22 protein-coding genes and 1 tRNA gene are annotated in these 15,831 nt (G+C 60.1%); 18 read left to right on the top strand and 5 right to left on the bottom strand.

Going from position 1 to position 15,831, the window contains the following annotated elements; translation table 11 throughout:
• The first annotated feature begins 15 nt into the window (after positions 1-15).
• From hisB to tatC, 10 genes are all read left to right on the top strand, one after another.
• On the top strand, positions 16-612 hold the full coding sequence (gene hisB, locus MKD49_RS12540; RefSeq protein WP_121040419.1) for an imidazoleglycerol-phosphate dehydratase HisB: 597 nt from the start codon (positions 16-18) through the stop codon (positions 610-612).
• Between the two features lie 61 nt (positions 613-673).
• Positions 674-1,312: an imidazole glycerol phosphate synthase subunit HisH gene (gene hisH / locus MKD49_RS12535; protein WP_134136894.1), complete on the top strand. Its 639-nt coding sequence runs from the start codon at positions 674-676 to the stop codon at positions 1,310-1,312.
• A 78-nt stretch (positions 1,313-1,390) separates the two neighbouring features.
• Positions 1,391-2,188: a 1-(5-phosphoribosyl)-5-[(5-phosphoribosylamino)methylideneamino]imidazole-4-carboxamide isomerase gene (hisA, locus tag MKD49_RS12530; protein ID WP_039783854.1), complete on the top strand. Its 798-nt coding sequence runs from the start codon at positions 1,391-1,393 to the stop codon at positions 2,186-2,188.
• 1 nt (position 2,189) lies between these two features.
• Positions 2,190-2,954: an imidazole glycerol phosphate synthase subunit HisF gene (gene hisF, locus MKD49_RS12525; RefSeq protein WP_034330780.1), complete on the top strand. Its 765-nt coding sequence runs from the start codon at positions 2,190-2,192 to the stop codon at positions 2,952-2,954.
• Positions 2,951-3,454, top strand: a complete 504-nt coding sequence (hisI, locus tag MKD49_RS12520; RefSeq protein ID WP_252696458.1) for a phosphoribosyl-AMP cyclohydrolase — start codon at positions 2,951-2,953, stop codon at positions 3,452-3,454. Before hisF ends, hisI begins: the two co-directional genes overlap by 4 nt.
• On the top strand, positions 3,451-3,789 hold the full coding sequence (locus tag MKD49_RS12515) for a phosphoribosyl-ATP diphosphatase (protein ID WP_069374928.1): 339 nt from the start codon (positions 3,451-3,453) through the stop codon (positions 3,787-3,789). The genes hisI and MKD49_RS12515 overlap by 4 nt, the downstream gene beginning before the upstream one ends.
• A 45-nt stretch (positions 3,790-3,834) precedes the next feature.
• A complete protein-coding gene (locus MKD49_RS12510; protein WP_121040415.1) occupies positions 3,835-4,215 on the top strand; it encodes a histidine triad nucleotide-binding protein in 381 nt (126 codons plus the stop codon).
• Positions 4,216-4,286: 71 nt separating this feature from the next.
• Positions 4,287-4,496, top strand: coding sequence for a Sec-independent protein translocase subunit TatA (tatA, locus tag MKD49_RS12505; protein ID WP_039783860.1), 210 nt, complete (start codon positions 4,287-4,289; stop codon positions 4,494-4,496).
• Between the two features lie 122 nt (positions 4,497-4,618).
• Entirely contained in the window at positions 4,619-5,143 is a 525-nt protein-coding gene (gene tatB, locus MKD49_RS12500; protein ID WP_134136891.1) for a Sec-independent protein translocase protein TatB, read from the top strand.
• Between the two features lie 42 nt (positions 5,144-5,185).
• The gene (gene tatC, locus MKD49_RS12495; protein WP_121040411.1) at positions 5,186-5,959 is read left to right on the top strand and encodes a twin-arginine translocase subunit TatC; all 774 of its coding nucleotides are present in this window, start codon (positions 5,186-5,188) and stop codon (positions 5,957-5,959) included.
• Positions 5,960-6,047: 88 nt separating this feature from the next.
• On the opposite strand, the gene MKD49_RS12490 is transcribed toward tatC, so the two are convergent.
• A complete protein-coding gene (locus MKD49_RS12490) occupies positions 6,048-6,737 on the bottom strand; it encodes a DUF2461 domain-containing protein (RefSeq protein ID WP_121040409.1) in 690 nt (229 codons plus the stop codon).
• Positions 6,738-6,755: 18 nt separating this feature from the next.
• A complete protein-coding gene (locus tag MKD49_RS12485; RefSeq protein WP_034330798.1) occupies positions 6,756-7,937 on the bottom strand; it encodes a Do family serine endopeptidase in 1,182 nt (393 codons plus the stop codon).
• Between the two features lie 49 nt (positions 7,938-7,986).
• Between MKD49_RS12485 and MKD49_RS12480 the strand changes: the two genes are divergently transcribed.
• On the top strand, positions 7,987-8,751 hold the full coding sequence (locus MKD49_RS12480; RefSeq protein ID WP_121040407.1) for a Nif3-like dinuclear metal center hexameric protein: 765 nt from the start codon (positions 7,987-7,989) through the stop codon (positions 8,749-8,751).
• Positions 8,752-8,821: 70 nt separating this feature from the next.
• Here MKD49_RS12480 and mscL read toward each other — a convergent pair whose 3' ends face one another.
• Entirely contained in the window at positions 8,822-9,259 is a 438-nt protein-coding gene (mscL, locus tag MKD49_RS12475) for a large conductance mechanosensitive channel protein MscL (RefSeq protein ID WP_039783869.1), read from the bottom strand.
• Positions 9,260-9,551: 292 nt separating this feature from the next.
• On the opposite strand from mscL, the gene petA reads away from it, so the two are divergent.
• From petA to MKD49_RS12440, 7 genes are all read left to right on the top strand, one after another.
• Positions 9,552-10,160 (top strand): ubiquinol-cytochrome c reductase iron-sulfur subunit, encoded by a 609-nt coding sequence (gene petA, locus MKD49_RS12470; RefSeq protein WP_034330802.1) that lies wholly within the window; start codon positions 9,552-9,554, stop codon positions 10,158-10,160.
• Between the two features lie 2 nt (positions 10,161-10,162).
• A complete protein-coding gene (locus MKD49_RS12465; RefSeq protein WP_034330803.1) occupies positions 10,163-11,569 on the top strand; it encodes a cytochrome bc complex cytochrome b subunit in 1,407 nt (468 codons plus the stop codon).
• A 23-nt stretch (positions 11,570-11,592) separates the two neighbouring features.
• Positions 11,593-12,357 carry a cytochrome c1 gene (locus MKD49_RS12460; RefSeq protein ID WP_034330805.1) on the top strand — a complete coding sequence of 255 codons (765 nt, stop codon included), beginning with the start codon at positions 11,593-11,595 and terminating at the stop codon, positions 12,355-12,357.
• A gap of 98 nt (positions 12,358-12,455) precedes the next feature.
• Positions 12,456-13,067 (top strand): glutathione S-transferase N-terminal domain-containing protein, encoded by a 612-nt coding sequence (locus MKD49_RS12455; RefSeq protein WP_017453790.1) that lies wholly within the window; start codon positions 12,456-12,458, stop codon positions 13,065-13,067.
• Between the two features lie 121 nt (positions 13,068-13,188).
• The gene (locus MKD49_RS12450; RefSeq protein ID WP_039783873.1) at positions 13,189-13,677 is read left to right on the top strand and encodes a ClpXP protease specificity-enhancing factor; all 489 of its coding nucleotides are present in this window, start codon (positions 13,189-13,191) and stop codon (positions 13,675-13,677) included.
• A 25-nt stretch (positions 13,678-13,702) separates the two neighbouring features.
• Positions 13,703-13,778: transfer RNA gene (locus MKD49_RS12445), tRNA-Thr, on the top strand.
• A gap of 122 nt (positions 13,779-13,900) precedes the next feature.
• Positions 13,901-14,101 (top strand): hypothetical protein, encoded by a 201-nt coding sequence (locus MKD49_RS12440; RefSeq protein WP_252696457.1) that lies wholly within the window; start codon positions 13,901-13,903, stop codon positions 14,099-14,101.
• Between the two features lie 35 nt (positions 14,102-14,136).
• Here MKD49_RS12440 and MKD49_RS12435 read toward each other — a convergent pair whose 3' ends face one another.
• Positions 14,137-15,222, bottom strand: a complete 1,086-nt coding sequence (locus tag MKD49_RS12435; protein WP_371925467.1) for a tyrosine-type recombinase/integrase — start codon at positions 15,220-15,222, stop codon at positions 14,137-14,139.
• 236 nt (positions 15,223-15,458) lie between these two features.
• On the bottom strand, positions 15,459-15,821 hold the full coding sequence (locus tag MKD49_RS12430; RefSeq protein ID WP_252696754.1) for a hypothetical protein: 363 nt from the start codon (positions 15,819-15,821) through the stop codon (positions 15,459-15,461).
• Positions 15,822-15,831 lie beyond the last annotated feature (10 nt).

Here is a 15,831-nt window from a genome sequence, read left to right as displayed (position 1 = left end):
CGTCCAACCCCGACCATGTCTACACCGAGAACCGCCGAAGTCGTCCGCAATACCAACGAGACGCAGATCCGCGTTGCGATCAACCTGGATGGCACCGGCCAGCAGAAGCTGGATACCGGCGTGCCCTTCCTGGATCACATGCTGGACCAGATCGCCCGCCACGGCCTGATCGACCTGGACATCCAGGCCAAGGGCGACCTGCACATCGACGCGCACCATACGGTGGAAGACGTGGGCATCACCCTGGGCATGGCGTTTGCCAAGGCCATCGGCGACAAGAAGGGTATCCGTCGCTACGGCCATGCCTACGTGCCGCTGGATGAAGCCCTGTCGCGCGTGGTGATCGATTTCTCCGGGCGTCCCGGCCTGGAATACCACATTCCCTTTACCCGCTCGATGATCGGTTCCTTCGATGTGGACCTGACCAGCGAGTTCTTCCACGGTTTCGTCAATCATGCGCAGGTGACACTGCACGTGGACAACCTGCGTGGCGTGAATGCCCACCACCAGGCCGAAACCGTGTTCAAGGCCTTCGGCCGCGCGCTGCGCATGGCCGTGGAACTTGATCCGCGCGCTGCGGGTACGATTCCGTCCACCAAGGGCAGCCTGTAAAACGCAGGGTATCGCTAACTCATCTGGGTTTCCCGGCGCGCGAGCGCCGTTCAATGTCGCCATGAATAAAATTGTTGTAGTCGATTACGGCATGGGCAACCTGCGCTCGGTGGCGCAGGCGCTGCGCCATGTCGCGCCTGAAGCCGACGTGCGCATCTCCGGCGAAGTCGCCGATATCCGCGCCGCCGACCGTGTGGTCCTGCCCGGCCAGGGCGCCATGCCCGATTGCATGCGCAGCCTGCGTGAATCGGGCGTGCAAGATGCGGTCCTTGAAGCTTCCCGCACCAAGCCGCTGTTCGGCGTATGCGTGGGCGAGCAGATGCTGTTCGACTGGAGTGAAGAAGGCGACACCCCCGGCCTGGGCCTGCTGCCCGGCAAGGTCCTGCGCTTCGAGCTCGAAGGCGTGCGCCAGGATGATGGATCGCTGTTCAAGGTGCCGCAGATGGGCTGGAACCATGTGCATCAGACCAGCGCCCATCCGCTGTGGGAAGGAATTGCGGATAATGCCTTCTTCTATTTTGTCCACAGCTACTACGCCGTACCGGCCGAATCGTCGCACATCGTTGGCCAAACGCCGTATGGCCGTGACTTCGCCTGTGCCGTGGCCCGCGATAATATCTTTGCAACCCAGTTCCACCCGGAAAAAAGTGCCTCGGCGGGTTTGCAGCTGTATCGGAATTTCGTACACTGGAAACCTTGATTTTTTGCCTTTCCGGCAAGAACCTCGCCGCAGACCGTCGCCAACCCTTCTTTTTTACTGACTAGTCATCCCCTAGCCATGCTGCTCATACCCGCCATCGACCTGAAAGACGGTCATTGCGTACGCCTCAAACAAGGTGATATGGAACAAGCCACCGTTTTCTCCGAAGATCCGGCGGAAATGGCCCTGCACTGGCTCAAGCAGGGCGCGCGCCGCCTGCACCTCGTGGACCTCAACGGTGCCTTCGCCGGCAAGCCCAAGAACGAGGCGGCGGTCAAGGCCATCCTCAAGGCGGTCGCCAGCTTCGCCGAAGAGAACGACGTCGAGGAAATCCCGGTGCAACTCGGTGGCGGCATCCGCGATCTGGACACCATCGAACGCTACCTGGACGATGGCCTCTCCTACATCATCATCGGCACCGCCGCGGTGAAGAATCCCGGCTTCCTGCATGACGCCTGCAGCGCCTTCCCCGGCCAGATCATCGTGGGCCTGGATGCCAAGGATGGCAAGGTCGCCACCGATGGCTGGAGCAAGCTGTCCGGCCACGAAGTGGTGGATCTGGCGCAGAAATTCGAAGGCTATGGCTGCGAAGCCATCGTCTACACCGACATCGGCCGCGACGGCATGATGGGCGGCGTCAACATCGAGGCCACGGTGCGCCTGGCGCAGGCCGTGACCATTCCCATCATCGCCTCGGGCGGCGTGCACCACGTGGGCGACGTCGAGGCGCTGTGCCGCGTCGAGGATGAAGGCATCGAAGCCGTCATCTGCGGCCGTTCCATCTACGAAGGCACGCTGGACCTGCGCAGCGGCCAGGATCGTGCGGATGAACTGACGCGCGAACTGGAAGCCAACCGCCTCTCCGGCAGCAAATAACATGGCCCTTGCAAAACGCATCATCCCTTGCCTGGACGTGACCGCTGGTCGCGTGGTCAAGGGCGTCAATTTCCTGGAGCTGCGCGATGCCGGCGATCCGGTCGAGATCGCGCGCCGTTACGACGAGCAGGGTGCCGATGAGCTGACCTTCCTCGACATCACCGCGTCCTCCGATGGCCGCGACCTGATCCTGGACATCATCGAAGCCGTGGCTTCGCAGGTCTTCATCCCGCTGACGGTGGGTGGCGGCGTGCGCGCGGTGGAAGATGTGCGCCGCCTGCTCAACGCCGGGGCCGACAAGGTCGGCATCAACACCTCGGCCGTGACCAATCCGCAGCTGGTGGCCGATGCCGCCAACAAGTACGGCTCCCAATGTATCGTGGTGGCCATCGACGCCAAGCGCGCCGGCGACGGCAAGTGGGAGGTCTACACTCACGGCGGACGCAAGGCCACCGGCCTGGATGCGGTCGAATGGGCGCGCAAGATGGCGCAGCTGGGCGCGGGCGAGATCCTGCTGACCAGCATGGACCGCGATGGTACCAAGAGCGGTTTCGACCTCGACCTGACGCGTTCGGTCTCCGAAGCCGTCAGCATCCCCGTGATTGCTTCGGGCGGCGTGGGCGGCCTGCAGGACCTGGCCGACGGCATCACCAAGGGCAAGGCCGATGCGGTGCTGGCCGCCAGCATCTTCCACTATGGCCAGCACACCGTGCAGGAAGCCAAGCGCTTCATGGCCGACCAGAACATTTCCATGAGGCTGGCATGAGCATCAGCGCCAAATGGCTCAACAAGGTCAAATGGGACGAAGTCGGCCTGGTGCCGGTGATCGCCCAGGAAGTCGGATCCAATGATGTGCTGATGTTCGCCTGGATGAACCGCGAGGCGCTGGCGCGCACCGTGGAGATCGGCCAGGCGGTCTACTGGAGCCGCTCGCGCAAGAAGCTCTGGCACAAAGGTGAAGAATCAGGTCACTTCCAGAAAGTGCACGAAATCCGCCTGGACTGCGACGAAGACGTGGTGCTGCTCAAGGTCGAGCAGGTGGCCGGCATTGCCTGCCATACCGGCCGTCATTCCTGCTTCTTCCAGAAATTCGAAGGCAGCGCTGACAGCGGCGAATGGGTCGCGGTGGAGCCGGTGCTGAAGGATCTGCAGCCGGGTGCCGGCGGTGGCCCCGCGACCGCAGTGGCCGCTGAGCCGGCCGCCAAGCCCAAGCGCGTGCGCAAGACCATCCCCAAGCCCGTGGACAGCGACAAGACCCCATCATGAGTGAAACCCTGAAGCGACTGGCCGAAGTCATCGAGTCGCGCAAGCTGGCCAACGGTGGCAATCCGGAGAAATCCTACGTCGCCAAGCTGTTCTCCAAGGGGGATGACGCCATCCTCAAGAAGATCGGCGAGGAAGCCACCGAAACCGTGATGGCCGCCAAGGATGCCCGCGTCTCGGGCGACAAGTCCAAGGTGCTCTACGAATGCGCCGACCTGTGGTTCCATTCCATGGTCCTGCTGGCGCAGTTCGATCTGAGCCCGCAGGATGTGCTCAACGAACTGGCGCGCCGTGAAGGCCTCTCGGGCCTGGAAGAAAAGGCTGCCCGCAAGGACTGAGCGTCCTGCGCACTTCCCATCCCCTTGTTTCCCAGGAGTACGGCTTTGGATAATTGTATTTTCTGCAAGATCGCAGCAGGCCAGATTCCCTCGAAGAAGATCTACGAGGACGAGGACCTGATCGCCTTCCACGACATCAACCCGGCCGCGCCGGTGCATTTCCTGATCGTGCCGCGCCAGCATGTGGCAACGCTGGCCGATTGCGGTGAGCAGCATGCGGCCTTGTTGGGCAAGATGCTGGCCCTGGCACCGCGCTTGGCGGCCGAGCAGGGCTGCGGTTATGGCATCGATGCCGAAGGCAAGCCCACCGGCGGTTTCAAGACCCTGGTCAACACCGGACCGGATGGTGGCCAGGAGGTGTACCATCTGCACATGCACGTGATTGGCGGCCCGCATCCCTGGCGGGTACGGTTCGTGCAACAATAAGCATTCGCCGGCCCGGGGGCTGGCAGGTTTCACTTGTACACAGGGCAGGGATGTCCGCTTAGGAGAAGAGAATGGGTTCGTTCAGTATTTGGCATTGGCTGATTGTTCTGGTGATCGTGATGCTGGTCTTCGGCACCAAGAAGCTCGGCAACATGGGTTCCGACCTGGGCAAGGCAGTCAAGGGCTTCAAGGATGGCGTCAAGGGTGGTGAGGAAGATCCGGCCAAGAAGGACCCGGCCATCGACGTGCAGGCCAAGGAAAAGGACAAGTCCGGCAGCTGATCAGGCCGCCCGCCAGCCCTCCTGGCGGGCTTGCATGGGCCCGCATCGTGATTTGCAGCGGGCACTCCCGTCTTCAAGCGCATGGCGCGCCCGCGTTGTCCTCTTAATGTCCACACAGACTCATGATTGATATCGGCCTTACCAAGCTGGCCTTGATCGGCGTGGTCGCGCTGGTCGTGATCGGCCCCGAGCGCCTGCCCAAGGTGGCGCGCATGGCCGGCACCCTGTTCGGCCGCGCCCAGCGCTACATCAACGACGTCAAGTCCGAAGTCAGCCGCGAGATGGAACTCGACGAGCTGCGCAAGATGCACAAGGATGTGCAGGACGCCGCCAGCGACGTCAGCAACAGCATTCATAAAAGCATGTCCGATACGGAAGCGTCGATCAATGACGCCTGGAACGGCGGCGACGATTCCTCCGTGTCCGACAGCAGCAGTGCCGGCAGCAGCTGGACCCGCACGCCCGACCCCTCCCTGCATGCGATCAAGGCCAAGGCTTTCCGCCGCAAGAAGCTCTCGCGCACCACCGGCGTGCCGTCCTGGTACAAGCACCAGAGCGGCCACAAGACCCGCGTGATCTCGGCCTCGGCCCGCGTGGCCAAGTATCGCCGTCCGGTCGGGGTGGGCAAGTCGGCAGGTTTCTTCTAATTTGGCGCAGCGCGTCTCACTTCATCAGAATGCTCCGAATCCATGGCTGAAGAAAACACCCAAGCCGAAGACACCTTCATCTCGCACCTGATCGAATTGCGCAGCCGTATCGTCAAGGCGGCTGCGGTGGTGCTGGTAGTGTTCCTCTGCCTGATGCCGTTTGCGGCCCATATCTTCGACGTGCTGGCCGCGCCGATGATCCATGCGCTGCCCGCCGGCAGCAAGATGATCGCCACCGGCGTGATCACTCCCTTCCTGATCCCCATCAAGGTCACCATGCTGGTGGCCGTGCTGATCTCGCTGCCTTGGGTGCTGTACCAGCTGTGGGCTTTCGTCGCGCCTGGCCTGTATGCGCACGAGAAGCGCCTGATCGCGCCGCTGGTGATCTCGTCCTCGCTGCTGTTCGTGGCGGGTGTGGCGTTCTGCTACTTCTTCGTCTTTGGCGTGGTCTTCCCGTTCATCAACAATTTCGCGCCCAAGTCAGTCTCGGTGGCACCGGACATCGACAGCTACGTCGACTTCGTGCTGACCATGTTCGTGGCTTTCGGCGTGACCTTCGAGGTTCCGGTGATCGTGATCGTCCTGGTTCGCATGGGCCTGGTGCCGCTGGCCAAGTTGAAGCAGATCCGTCCCTACGTGATCGTCGGTGCCTTCATCGTTGCCGCCGTCGTCACGCCGCCGGACGTGATGAGCCAGCTGATGCTGGCCGTGCCGCTGGTGTTGCTCTACGAGGTGGGCCTGCTGGTGGCACCGATCTTCGAGCGTGCCACGCGTGCGCCGGAGGCGGAACCTGGCAGTTCCGTGCCCACCGAATAAGCCTGGCAATTCACCAAAAACAAAGCCCGCTCGATGATGAGCGGGCTTTGTCGTTTCTGGCTTCAGGAGAAGGAGCTGGATAAACCGTTCACTCTTCGATGGTCACCAGCGGAATCTCGCGCAGCCATTGCACCAGCGGATAGGCATCCTTGAAGCCTTCCAGTACCTGCTTCCCGAGGTCGGCCGGAATCTTCTTGCGGATGTCCTCTTCGGTCCAGACGATGAAACTCTTGAGCTTCACGTATTCGATGTTTGGGGTGTCCGGATCGAAGCCCTTGGGCGGGCGCTGCAGTTTTCCTTCTTCCTGCAGGTCGCCATATGTCGCAACAAGCTTCTTGTTCTTGCGCATCTTGGTGAAGCCTGCTGCATCCTCCACCACGCGGTTGCGGATGGCGCGCAGGCGCGGCGTCGGTGGCAGGTATTCACCACCGGCAATGAGCAGTTGTCCCGCTTCATTGATGTGGAAGTAGTAGGCCGGACCGCCGCCCTGGCTGGGCTTCTTGAGCCCGCTGGCCGTGATGGCGGCCGAGAAGTGCGTCTTGTACGGGCGCTTGTCATGGGAGAAGCGCATGTCACGGTTGATGCGGAACAGCGCCTTCTTCGGATTGCAGCCGGCAATGGCCGGATCGAACTTGCTGATCTCGGCGATGAGCTTGATGGTCAGCGCCAGGAATTCCTCGCGCAGGATGTCATAGCGCGGCTTGTTCATGACGAACCAGGCGCGGTTGTTGTTTTCGGACAGTTCCCCGAGGAACTGGATCAGGTCACGCACGTGCATGGATCAGATTCTCCTGGCTCATTCTTCGTCGGCATCATCGTTTTTGGGCGGCGGCGGACGCTTGCCCACGGTGATGTTCAGCTTGGTTTCCTGCGCCTTGCGCAGCACCGTCATGGCGATCTGCTGGCCCGGCGTCAATTGCGCGATGACGTTGAGCATCTCGGTGGTATCGGCCACCGGCTTGTCGTCGATGCTCACCAGGATGTCGCCCGGACGCATGCCCGCGCGGTCAGCCGGACCGCCCTTGAGCACGCCGGCGATGATGGCGCCGGTCTTCTTGCCCAGGCCGAAGCTTTCGGCCAGTTCCGGCGTGATGTCCTGCGGTTCCACCCCGATCCAGCCGCGCACCACCTGGCCATGGCTGATGATGGCTTCCATCACGGTCTTGGCGGTGGACATCGGGATCGCAAAGCCGATCCCCAGGTTGCCGCCGGTGCGCGAATAGATGGCCGTGTTGATGCCCAGCAGGTTGCCGTTGGTATCGACCAGCGCACCGCCCGAGTTGCCGGGATTGATGGCGGCATCGGTCTGGATGAAGTTCTCGAAGGTATTGATGCCCAGGTGGTTGCGGCCCAGTGCTGAGACAATGCCCATGGTCACCGTCTGGCCCACGCCGAAGGGATTGCCGATGGCCAGCACGACGTCGCCTACCGAGCTGTTTTCCGGATGGCCAAGGGTGATGGCGGGCAGGTTGGGCAGGTCGATCTTGATGACGGCGAGGTCGGTCTCGGGGTCGATGCCGACCACCTTGGCGCTGGCCTTGCGGCCGTCGGCCAGGGCCACTTCGATCTTGTCGGCGGCTTCCACCACGTGGTTGTTGGTGAGGATGTAGCCTTGCGGGCTGACGATCACGCCCGAACCCAGGCTGGATTGCTTGTCATCCTGCTGCTGTTCGTCGAACTGGTCGCCGAAGAACTTGCGGAAGAACGGATCGTTCTGGAAGGGGCTCTTCTGCGGGCGCGCTTCGGTCGTGGTGAAGATATTGACCACCGAGGGCATGGCCTGGCGCGCGGCGTGGCGATAGGAGTCCAGGGCGGGCGCGGCGGGTGTGGCTTCCTGCATCTGGATGGTGGACTGGGCAGGGCGTGCACGCGAAGTGAAGGATCCGGACAGCCAGTCCGGCTTCAAGGTCGCTACAATGAACCACACCGCCAGACCCACTGTCACGGTCTGGGCAAACAACAGCCATAAACGTCGCATAAAAGAATTTTTGGTATTTGGATTGAAAATCTGATCGGATGAGGAAGAGATGACCCGCCACATTAGCAGAAACGAGTTCGCAGTCTATCTGGGGCAGACGCTTAACGCGGCGCAATATCGCGATTATTGCCCAAACGGCTTGCAGGTGGAAGGGCGCGCCACCATTGGGCGCGTGGTCAGCGGCGTCACGGCCAGCCTGGCCCTGATCGAGGCGGCAGTGGAATGGCAGGCCGATGCCATCCTGGTTCATCACGGTTACTTCTGGCGCGGTGAAGACATGCGCGTGATCGGGCAGAAGCAGCGGCGCCTGAAGCTGCTGCTGGGGCATGACATCAATCTGTTCGGCTATCACTTGCCGCTGGATTCGCATCCGGAGCTGGGCAACAACGCGCAACTGGCCAAACGACTCGACTTTGACGCCACTGGCCGCTTCGGCGAGAACGACATCGGCTGGATCGGACGTTGCCATGCGCCCTCCGTCAAGACCGCCGCCGACCTGGCGATGCTGATCGAAAAACGCCTGGGACGCATGCCCTTGCTCATCGGCGATCCGCAGCAGGCCATCGGGCAGGTCGCCTGGTGTACCGGTGCAGCGCAGGGCATGCTGGGCGAGGCCATCGAAGCAGGAGCCACGGCCTACATCAGCGGCGAGATTTCAGAACCGACCGTGCATCTGGCGCGCGAGAGCGGCACCGTCTATCTCGCCGCCGGCCATCACGCCACCGAGCGCTATGGCATCCAGGCGCTGGGGGAACATGTGGCCAGGCACTTCGGCATCGAGCATCGCTTCATCGATATCGACAATCCCGTGTGAGAGGGGCTGCGATACATGTTGCTTCACTTACCGTGTCAGGTAAGTGAAGCTTTTTGGGGCAGGGCAGGCGTCAGCCTTGCTTCTTGAGCGAATCGCGGATTTCACGCAGCAACAGCACGTCTTCCGGCGTTGGTGCCGGCGCGGCCGGTGCGGCTTCTTCATGCTTGGAAGCCAGGTCGCGCGCCTTGTTGATGGCACGCACCATCTGGAAGATGATGAACGCCAGGATCAGGAAGTTGATGAAGATGGTCAGGAAGTTGCCGTAGGCGAAGACTGCACCGGCCTTCTTGGCTTCGGCCAGCGGCAGGCCATAGGCTTGGCCGTTCAGGGGCAGGTAGTAGTTGGCGAAATCCAGGCCGCCGAAGATCTTGCCGACGAGCGGCATGATGATATCCTCGACCAGAGAACTGACGATCTTGCCGAAGGCCCCGCCGATGATGACACCGACGGCCAGGTCGACCACGTTTCCCTTGATCGCGAAGGCGCGAAAATCCTTGAGCATGCTCATCCCTGGTTTCTCCTTTGAAAGTTGCTGTTTAAACATGAGGCGGGCTTACAACGCGTTATATCCTGCCCGCCAGCAAAAGTAAATCGGACAAGCACTGACGCCGCACTGCAAAAAAACTGAGAACGAGAGCAGATTGACAAGGGGTTGCGCTGCGTCAAATGTTCATTTTCGCAAGCCTGTACCATACCGGCCGTTAGCTACAAAACCCTATTCAGCTTATATATAATCGAAAAGTTGCATGAGGGTCACTTAGAAGGTCCACGCTAACTTACATTTGGAGATTGGGGTCTTTATGACTGACGAGAATCAGGTCGACGCAAGTCGACGAGGTTTGCTTGTTGCGACTTGTGCGGCCGGAGGTGTAGCGGGTTTGGCCACCGCTGGAGCATTCGTCTCCACCCTGCAACCTTCAGAACGCGCCAAGGCAGCAGGCGCACCGGTGGAAGTGGATATTTCTTCACTGGCTCCCGGTGAAATGCGCACCGTTGAGTGGCGCGGCAAGCCGGTCTGGATTCTCAAGCGCACCCCCGAGATGATCGAGTCCCTCAAGAAGACCGATGGCGAGGTGGCCGATCCCAACTCCAAGCGCACCGATTTCTCCGAAACGCCCGACTATGCGCTCAATGAGTGGCGTTCGCTGCGCAAGGACATCCTGGTCGTGGTCGGCATCTGCCCGCACCTCGGCTGCTCCCCGAGTTCCCGCTTCCAGAGCGGCCCGCAGCCTTCGCTGCCGGACGACTGGCATGGCGGCTTCCTGTGCCCCTGCCACGGCTCGACCTTCGACCTGGCCGGCCGCGTGTACAAGAACAAGCCAGCGCCGGACAACCTGCAAGTCCCGCGCTACATGTTTGAAGGCGACAACAAGCTCGTCATCGGCAAGGACGAGAAAGGGGAGGCCTGATCATGGGAGCATTTCACGAAAAGAAGCTGCCGGATGATGCACCGGTAGCAGCCAAGGCCCTGAACTGGGTCGATTCGCGCTTTCCGCTGACGGCCACCTGGAAAGCCCACCTCTCCGAATACTACGCCCCGAAGAACTTCAACTTCTGGTACATCTTCGGCTCGCTGGCACTGCTGGTGCTGGTGATCCAGATCGTCACCGGCATCTTCCTGGTGATGCACTACAAGCCGGACGCCAATCTGGCCTTCGCCTCGGTCGAATACATCATGCGTGATGTGCCCTGGGGCTGGCTGGTGCGCTATATGCACTCCACCGGCGCTTCGGCCTTCTTCATCGTCGTTTATCTTCACATGGTGCGGGGCCTGCTCTACGGCTCCTACCGCAAGCCGCGCGAACTGGTGTGGCTGTTCGGGGTGGGGATTTTCCTCTGCCTGATGGGTGAAGCTTTCTTCGGTTACCTGCTGCCCTGGGGGCAGATGTCCTATTGGGGCGCTCAGGTGATCGTGAACCTTTTCGGCGCCATCCCCTTCATCGGCCCGGACCTGTCGCTGCTCATTCGCGGCGACTATGTCGTTTCCGACGCCACGCTGAACCGCTTCTTCTCCTTCCACGTGATCGCCATTCCGCTGGTGCTCATCGGACTGGTGGCTGCGCACATCATCGCGCTGCACGAAGTGGGTTCCAACAACCCGGATGGCGTGGAAATCAAGGAAAAGACCGACGAACGTGGCGTACCGCTGGATGGGGTTCCTTTCCATCCGTATTACACGGTGCATGACATCTTCGGTGTCTCGATCTTCCTGCTGGTGTTCTCGGCCGTGGTGTTCTTCGCGCCGGAAATGGGCGGCTACTTCCTGGAGTACAACAACTTCATCCCGGCCGATTCGCTCAAGACCCCGCCGCACATCGCACCGGTCTGGTACTTCACGCCGTTCTACTCGATTCTTCGCGCCACGACCGCGGACTTCATGGGCTGGTTGATTGCCGGCGTGGCAGGCTATGTGCTGCTGCTGGTGTTCAAGTCGCGCCTGACGGCCAAGCTGAAGATCGTGGCCATCGTGATCGGCCTGGCCATCATCGCCGGCATGCTGGTGTTCGATGCCAAGTTCTGGGGCGTGGTCCTGATGGGCCTGTCGGTGGTGATCCTGGGCGGCCTGCCGTGGCTGGATCATTCGCAGGTCAAGTCGATCCGCTATCGTCCAAGCTGGCACAAGTACGTGTACCTGGTCTTTGCCATCGCCTTCGTCATCCTTGGCTACCTCGGCGTGCAACCGCCGACGGCCATCGGCACCACCGTCTCGCAGGTGTGCAGCTTCATCTATCTCGGCTTCTTCCTGCTGATGCCGTGGTGGAGTGCTGCCGGTACCTTCAAGCCGGTGCCCGAGCGCGTCGTCTACCATCCGCACTAAGCCAGCCGCCAAAGGACAAGAACATGACATTGCTCAAGAAAGTGATTGCCGCGCTGGCCTTGCTGCCGGCGCTGGCCTGCGCCAACGAAGGGGGCTTCCCGCTGGATCATGCCCCGGACCGTACCAAGGATGTTTCCTCGCTGCAAAACGGTGCCAAGCTGTTCGTCAACTATTGCCTGAACTGCCACTCGGCCTCGGCCATGCGTTACAACCGCCTGCGCGACATCGGCCTGACCGAAGACCAGATCAAGAACAACCTCTTGTTCAGTGGGGAAAAGGTCGGCGACCTGATGAAGATCTCGATGTCGCCGCAGGACGCCAAGGCCTGGTTTGGCGCAACGCCGCCGGACCTGTCGGTGATCGCCCGGGCCAAGGCCTCGGAGGCTGGCAGCGGTCCGGACTGGATTTATACCTACCTGCGCAGTTATTATACGGACGACAGCCGCCCCACCGGCTGGAACAACATGCTTTTCCCCAACGTCGGCATGCCGCACGTGTTGTGGGAATTGCAAGGTATCCGCAAGGCCAAGTTCGTGGAAGAGAAGGATCCTCACGACGCGAACAAGACCATCCACAAGTTTGCCGGCTTCGAGCAAGTCAAGCCGGGCAAGATGAGCGCGGCGGAGTATGACAACAATGTCGCCGATCTCGTTGCCTATTTGCAATGGATGGGCGAGCCGGCGCAGAATACGCGCAAGCGGCTGGGTGTCTGGGTACTGTTGTTCCTGGGAATATTCTCGGTATTGGCGTGGCGTTTGAACGCGTCCTATTGGAAGAACATCAAGTAAAAACGTACAATCACGTATCCGCGCAGTTTTTGCGGAATTGCGTATCGGGGTGAGCGTTATGCGTCTCGCCCCCCTTTTGTTTTTAGGGCTCTGAAAAAATGATGGTTCTCTACTCGGGCACGACCTGCCCATTTTCGCAACGTTGCCGCCTTGTCCTGTTCGAAAAGGGCATGGATTTCGAGATCCGCGACGTTGACCTCTTCAACAAGCCGGAAGACATTTCGGTCATGAACCCGTATGGCCAAGTGCCCATCCTGGTTGAACGCGACCTGGTCCTGTATGAATCGAACATCATCAATGAATACATCGATGAGCGCTTCCCGCATCCGCAGCTGATGCCGGCTGACCCGCTGATGCGTGCGCGTGCGCGCCTGATGCTGTTCAACTTCGAGAAGGAACTGTTCGTTCACGTGCACACCCTGGAAAATGAAAAGTCCAAGGCTGCCGAGAAGAACCAGGAAAAGGCCCGCCACGAGATCCGTGACCGCCTGACCCAACTGGCACCGCTGTTCCTGAAGAACAAGTACATGCTGGGCGACGAGTTCTCCATGCTGGACGTGGCCCTGGCCCCGTTGCTGTGGCGTCTGGATCACTATGGCATCGAGCTCTCCAAGACAGCGGCACCGCTGATGAAGTATGCCGAGCGCATCTTCTCGCGTCCTGCCTACATCGAAGCACTGACCCCGTCCGAAAAGGTCATGCGCCGTTAAGCTGTTCCGGCTGCACTGCCGCCTTGGGCGGCGGTGCAGTTCACAGAAGTTCATATTGCTTTCCACCCCGGCCTTGCCGGCAGATGCGGTTTTTACCGTCGCATCGCAGACCACACCAGTCATGCCAGAAGTCTCCACCAAGCCTTATCTGCTGCGCGCCATCTATGAGTGGTGCACCGACAATGGCTACACGCCGCACATTGCCGTGGTCGTCGACAGCAGCACCCGCGTGCCGATGCAATTCGTCAAGAATGGCGAAATCGTCCTCAACATCAGCTTCGAGGCCACCAGCGGCTTGAAGATGGAGAACGACAACATTCACTTCAGCGCCCGCTTTGGTGGTGTTTCGCGCGACATCCTGATCCCTGTGGAAAACGTGATCGCCATCTACGCCCGTGAAAACGGCCAGGGCATGGCGTTTGAAGCGCCTGCGCCGGCCACGGCCGACGAGGTGCAACCGGCTCCTGAGCAGGAAAGCAGTGCGCCTGTGCTGTCCTCGGTACCTGTTTCCGAACCCGAAAAGAAGCCGGCTGAAAGCAGCGACAAGGGCGATGATGATCCGGAACCACCGAAAAAGGGTGGCCGTCCTGTACTGACACGCATCAAGTAGGCTATAATCGCCGGCTGAAGTTTTTGCTGGCTTAGCTCATCTGGTAGAGCACCTGACTTGTAATCAGGGGGTGGCGGGTTCAAGTCCTGCAGCCAGCACCAATACCCAAGCGGCTCACAGCGATGTGGGCCGCTTTTTTTTGCTTCGCAATTCTTGTTTTGCTTCGCAATTTTTACACTTAGCGGATGTTGCCAAAAAACATTCGTGTTTGAGTCTCTTCCCGATGACCGACAAAATTCCAACTCAAGAAGATGTGATTGCTGTGTTTGACGCGCACGGTGTGCGCGACATGCGTGCCTCGACTCTCAGGCTCAAACTGGTGGAGCAAGGATTCGGCTTAGTAGAGTCAACTCAAGCGATGGATAGAGCAATTTCAAGGGGCGCGTTGATCAGAACTGAAAATGAGGCTCTGCAAAAAAGATAAGGCGTTGTAAAAAGACTGCCCAATGGGCAGCTTTTTCATTCGGTGGGCATGACCTTGCGGCCACGGCGTTTACGGACGTAGTTCTCTGTCATCACTACACTGGTGTGGCCGAGCTGCTGCTGGGCTTCTCGAATATCCTTTGTTTTGTCCGTCTTGTCAGTGGCTGCCTTTGCGCGGAGGTCGCGGAACTGAAAGTCGTCTCCCTCGATACCAGCCTTCGCGCGGGCCGTGTCGAAACGGAAGCGCAAAGCATACTTTCCCAGGGGCTGCCCTTCTTCGTTGACGATGAGCTTGGTTGAGACCACAACACCGGAGATCTTCCGCTTCCTGGCCTTGATACGTTCAATCAAGGTGGCCAGCTTTCCCTCAATGGCGATGCGCAACTTGTGGCCGGTCTTGTTCTGCCGTACCTCGATGCTGCCGTCACGTAGGTGTGTTTCGTCAATCTTCAATAGGTCAGCTGGCCGTCCGCCGGTGAGGTATGCCAAGTCCATTGCCTCGCGGGTCGGCACATCAGCTTTGCTCCAAACAGCCTGAAACACGTCGTCGTAGACGTAGGTTTCGCGGCCGTATTCGCGGAACGACTTGATGCCGGCGCACGGGTTCGGGAGGTCGGTCAGCCCTTCGGCTCGTGCAGCATTCCAGATGTGTGAAATCAGCGACTTCTCTCGATTAGCGGCTACGCGGCCTTCGTTTCCTTCGACCAGTTCCCCCTTTTTGCGCAATGCATCTTGAGTTCGCTGGACGCGCCACGACAGGAACTGCTTGATGTGGATGGGCTTGATTTCCTCCAGCGGCGCAGGCGGATTGTCGAAAAACTCAAGTAGTGTTTCTATCTGCCGCAACTTTTCCTCTCGCGTCTTACGTGCGTTTTCTATCAGATATTTTTTCCGATATACCTCGCATGCATATCGGAATGTCACCACTTTGGAGAACGTCGCTGGCGGCAGCGCCTCCAGTTCAGCCCACTTACGCACGGCTTCCACATAGTTCGGCCCCAACGATATTTCCTTGCGCGCCTCGCCCCCTAATTCGTAATAGTAGTACACCGCGCCGCTACGCTGGATACGCGCGCGCATCCCGCGCGGGAGATTAGAGTTTTTAGATGGTCTGCGACCCATTTTATGTCCTCATCACTGCTGGATACCATCCTGCTTTCGGTGTCTCTGCCACGCGCCGCGATTCTACCGCTGACAGCAGAACCACGGGGCGGCCGCGCGCATTCGAGATAAACGGAATACCGACGTCACGCAGAAATGCAGCCTGCATCTCATGCTTTGATCGTTTGATCCCGTCGCGTGTGCAGCCGCGGCGGATTCCGGTTAGACGGTCAAGGCTTGCATCATCGAGAAAGATTTCAGTCACGTGCCTCCCCCTCTTCACGCAAGCTGGCGCTGTAGTCTCCCAGGCACAGGCCTCGAACTTGTCCGCCGGCATCCCCGTTTCTCCGAGAGGTGCCAGAATCATCGCAAGTTATGATGTCTGCCAGCGTCACGCCGCGAAACATTCCGGGCGGCTCGTTATCCAGCTCTACCCAGGCGAACCGCTCACCGTTCCCCAGGTGCTGACGAATGATCGACACATAGCCGGCCAGCACACCGTCGTCGGGTGTGTTGAACGTGATGCGGTCCAGGGGCTGCGGTGGCAGTATGACGAAATCACGCTGTTTCGGCTGCTTGGCGAAATACTTGGCGGCGTAGCCTTCGGCACGGTAAGACACTGCGGGATTG

It is taken from the genome of Herbaspirillum sp. WGmk3, from assembly GCF_023952535.1.
Taxonomy (GTDB): domain Bacteria; phylum Pseudomonadota; class Gammaproteobacteria; order Burkholderiales; family Burkholderiaceae_D; genus Herbaspirillum; species Herbaspirillum huttiense.
The sequence above is the reverse complement of the archived record's forward strand: the minus strand, read 5'-3'. Positions and strand labels throughout refer to the sequence as shown.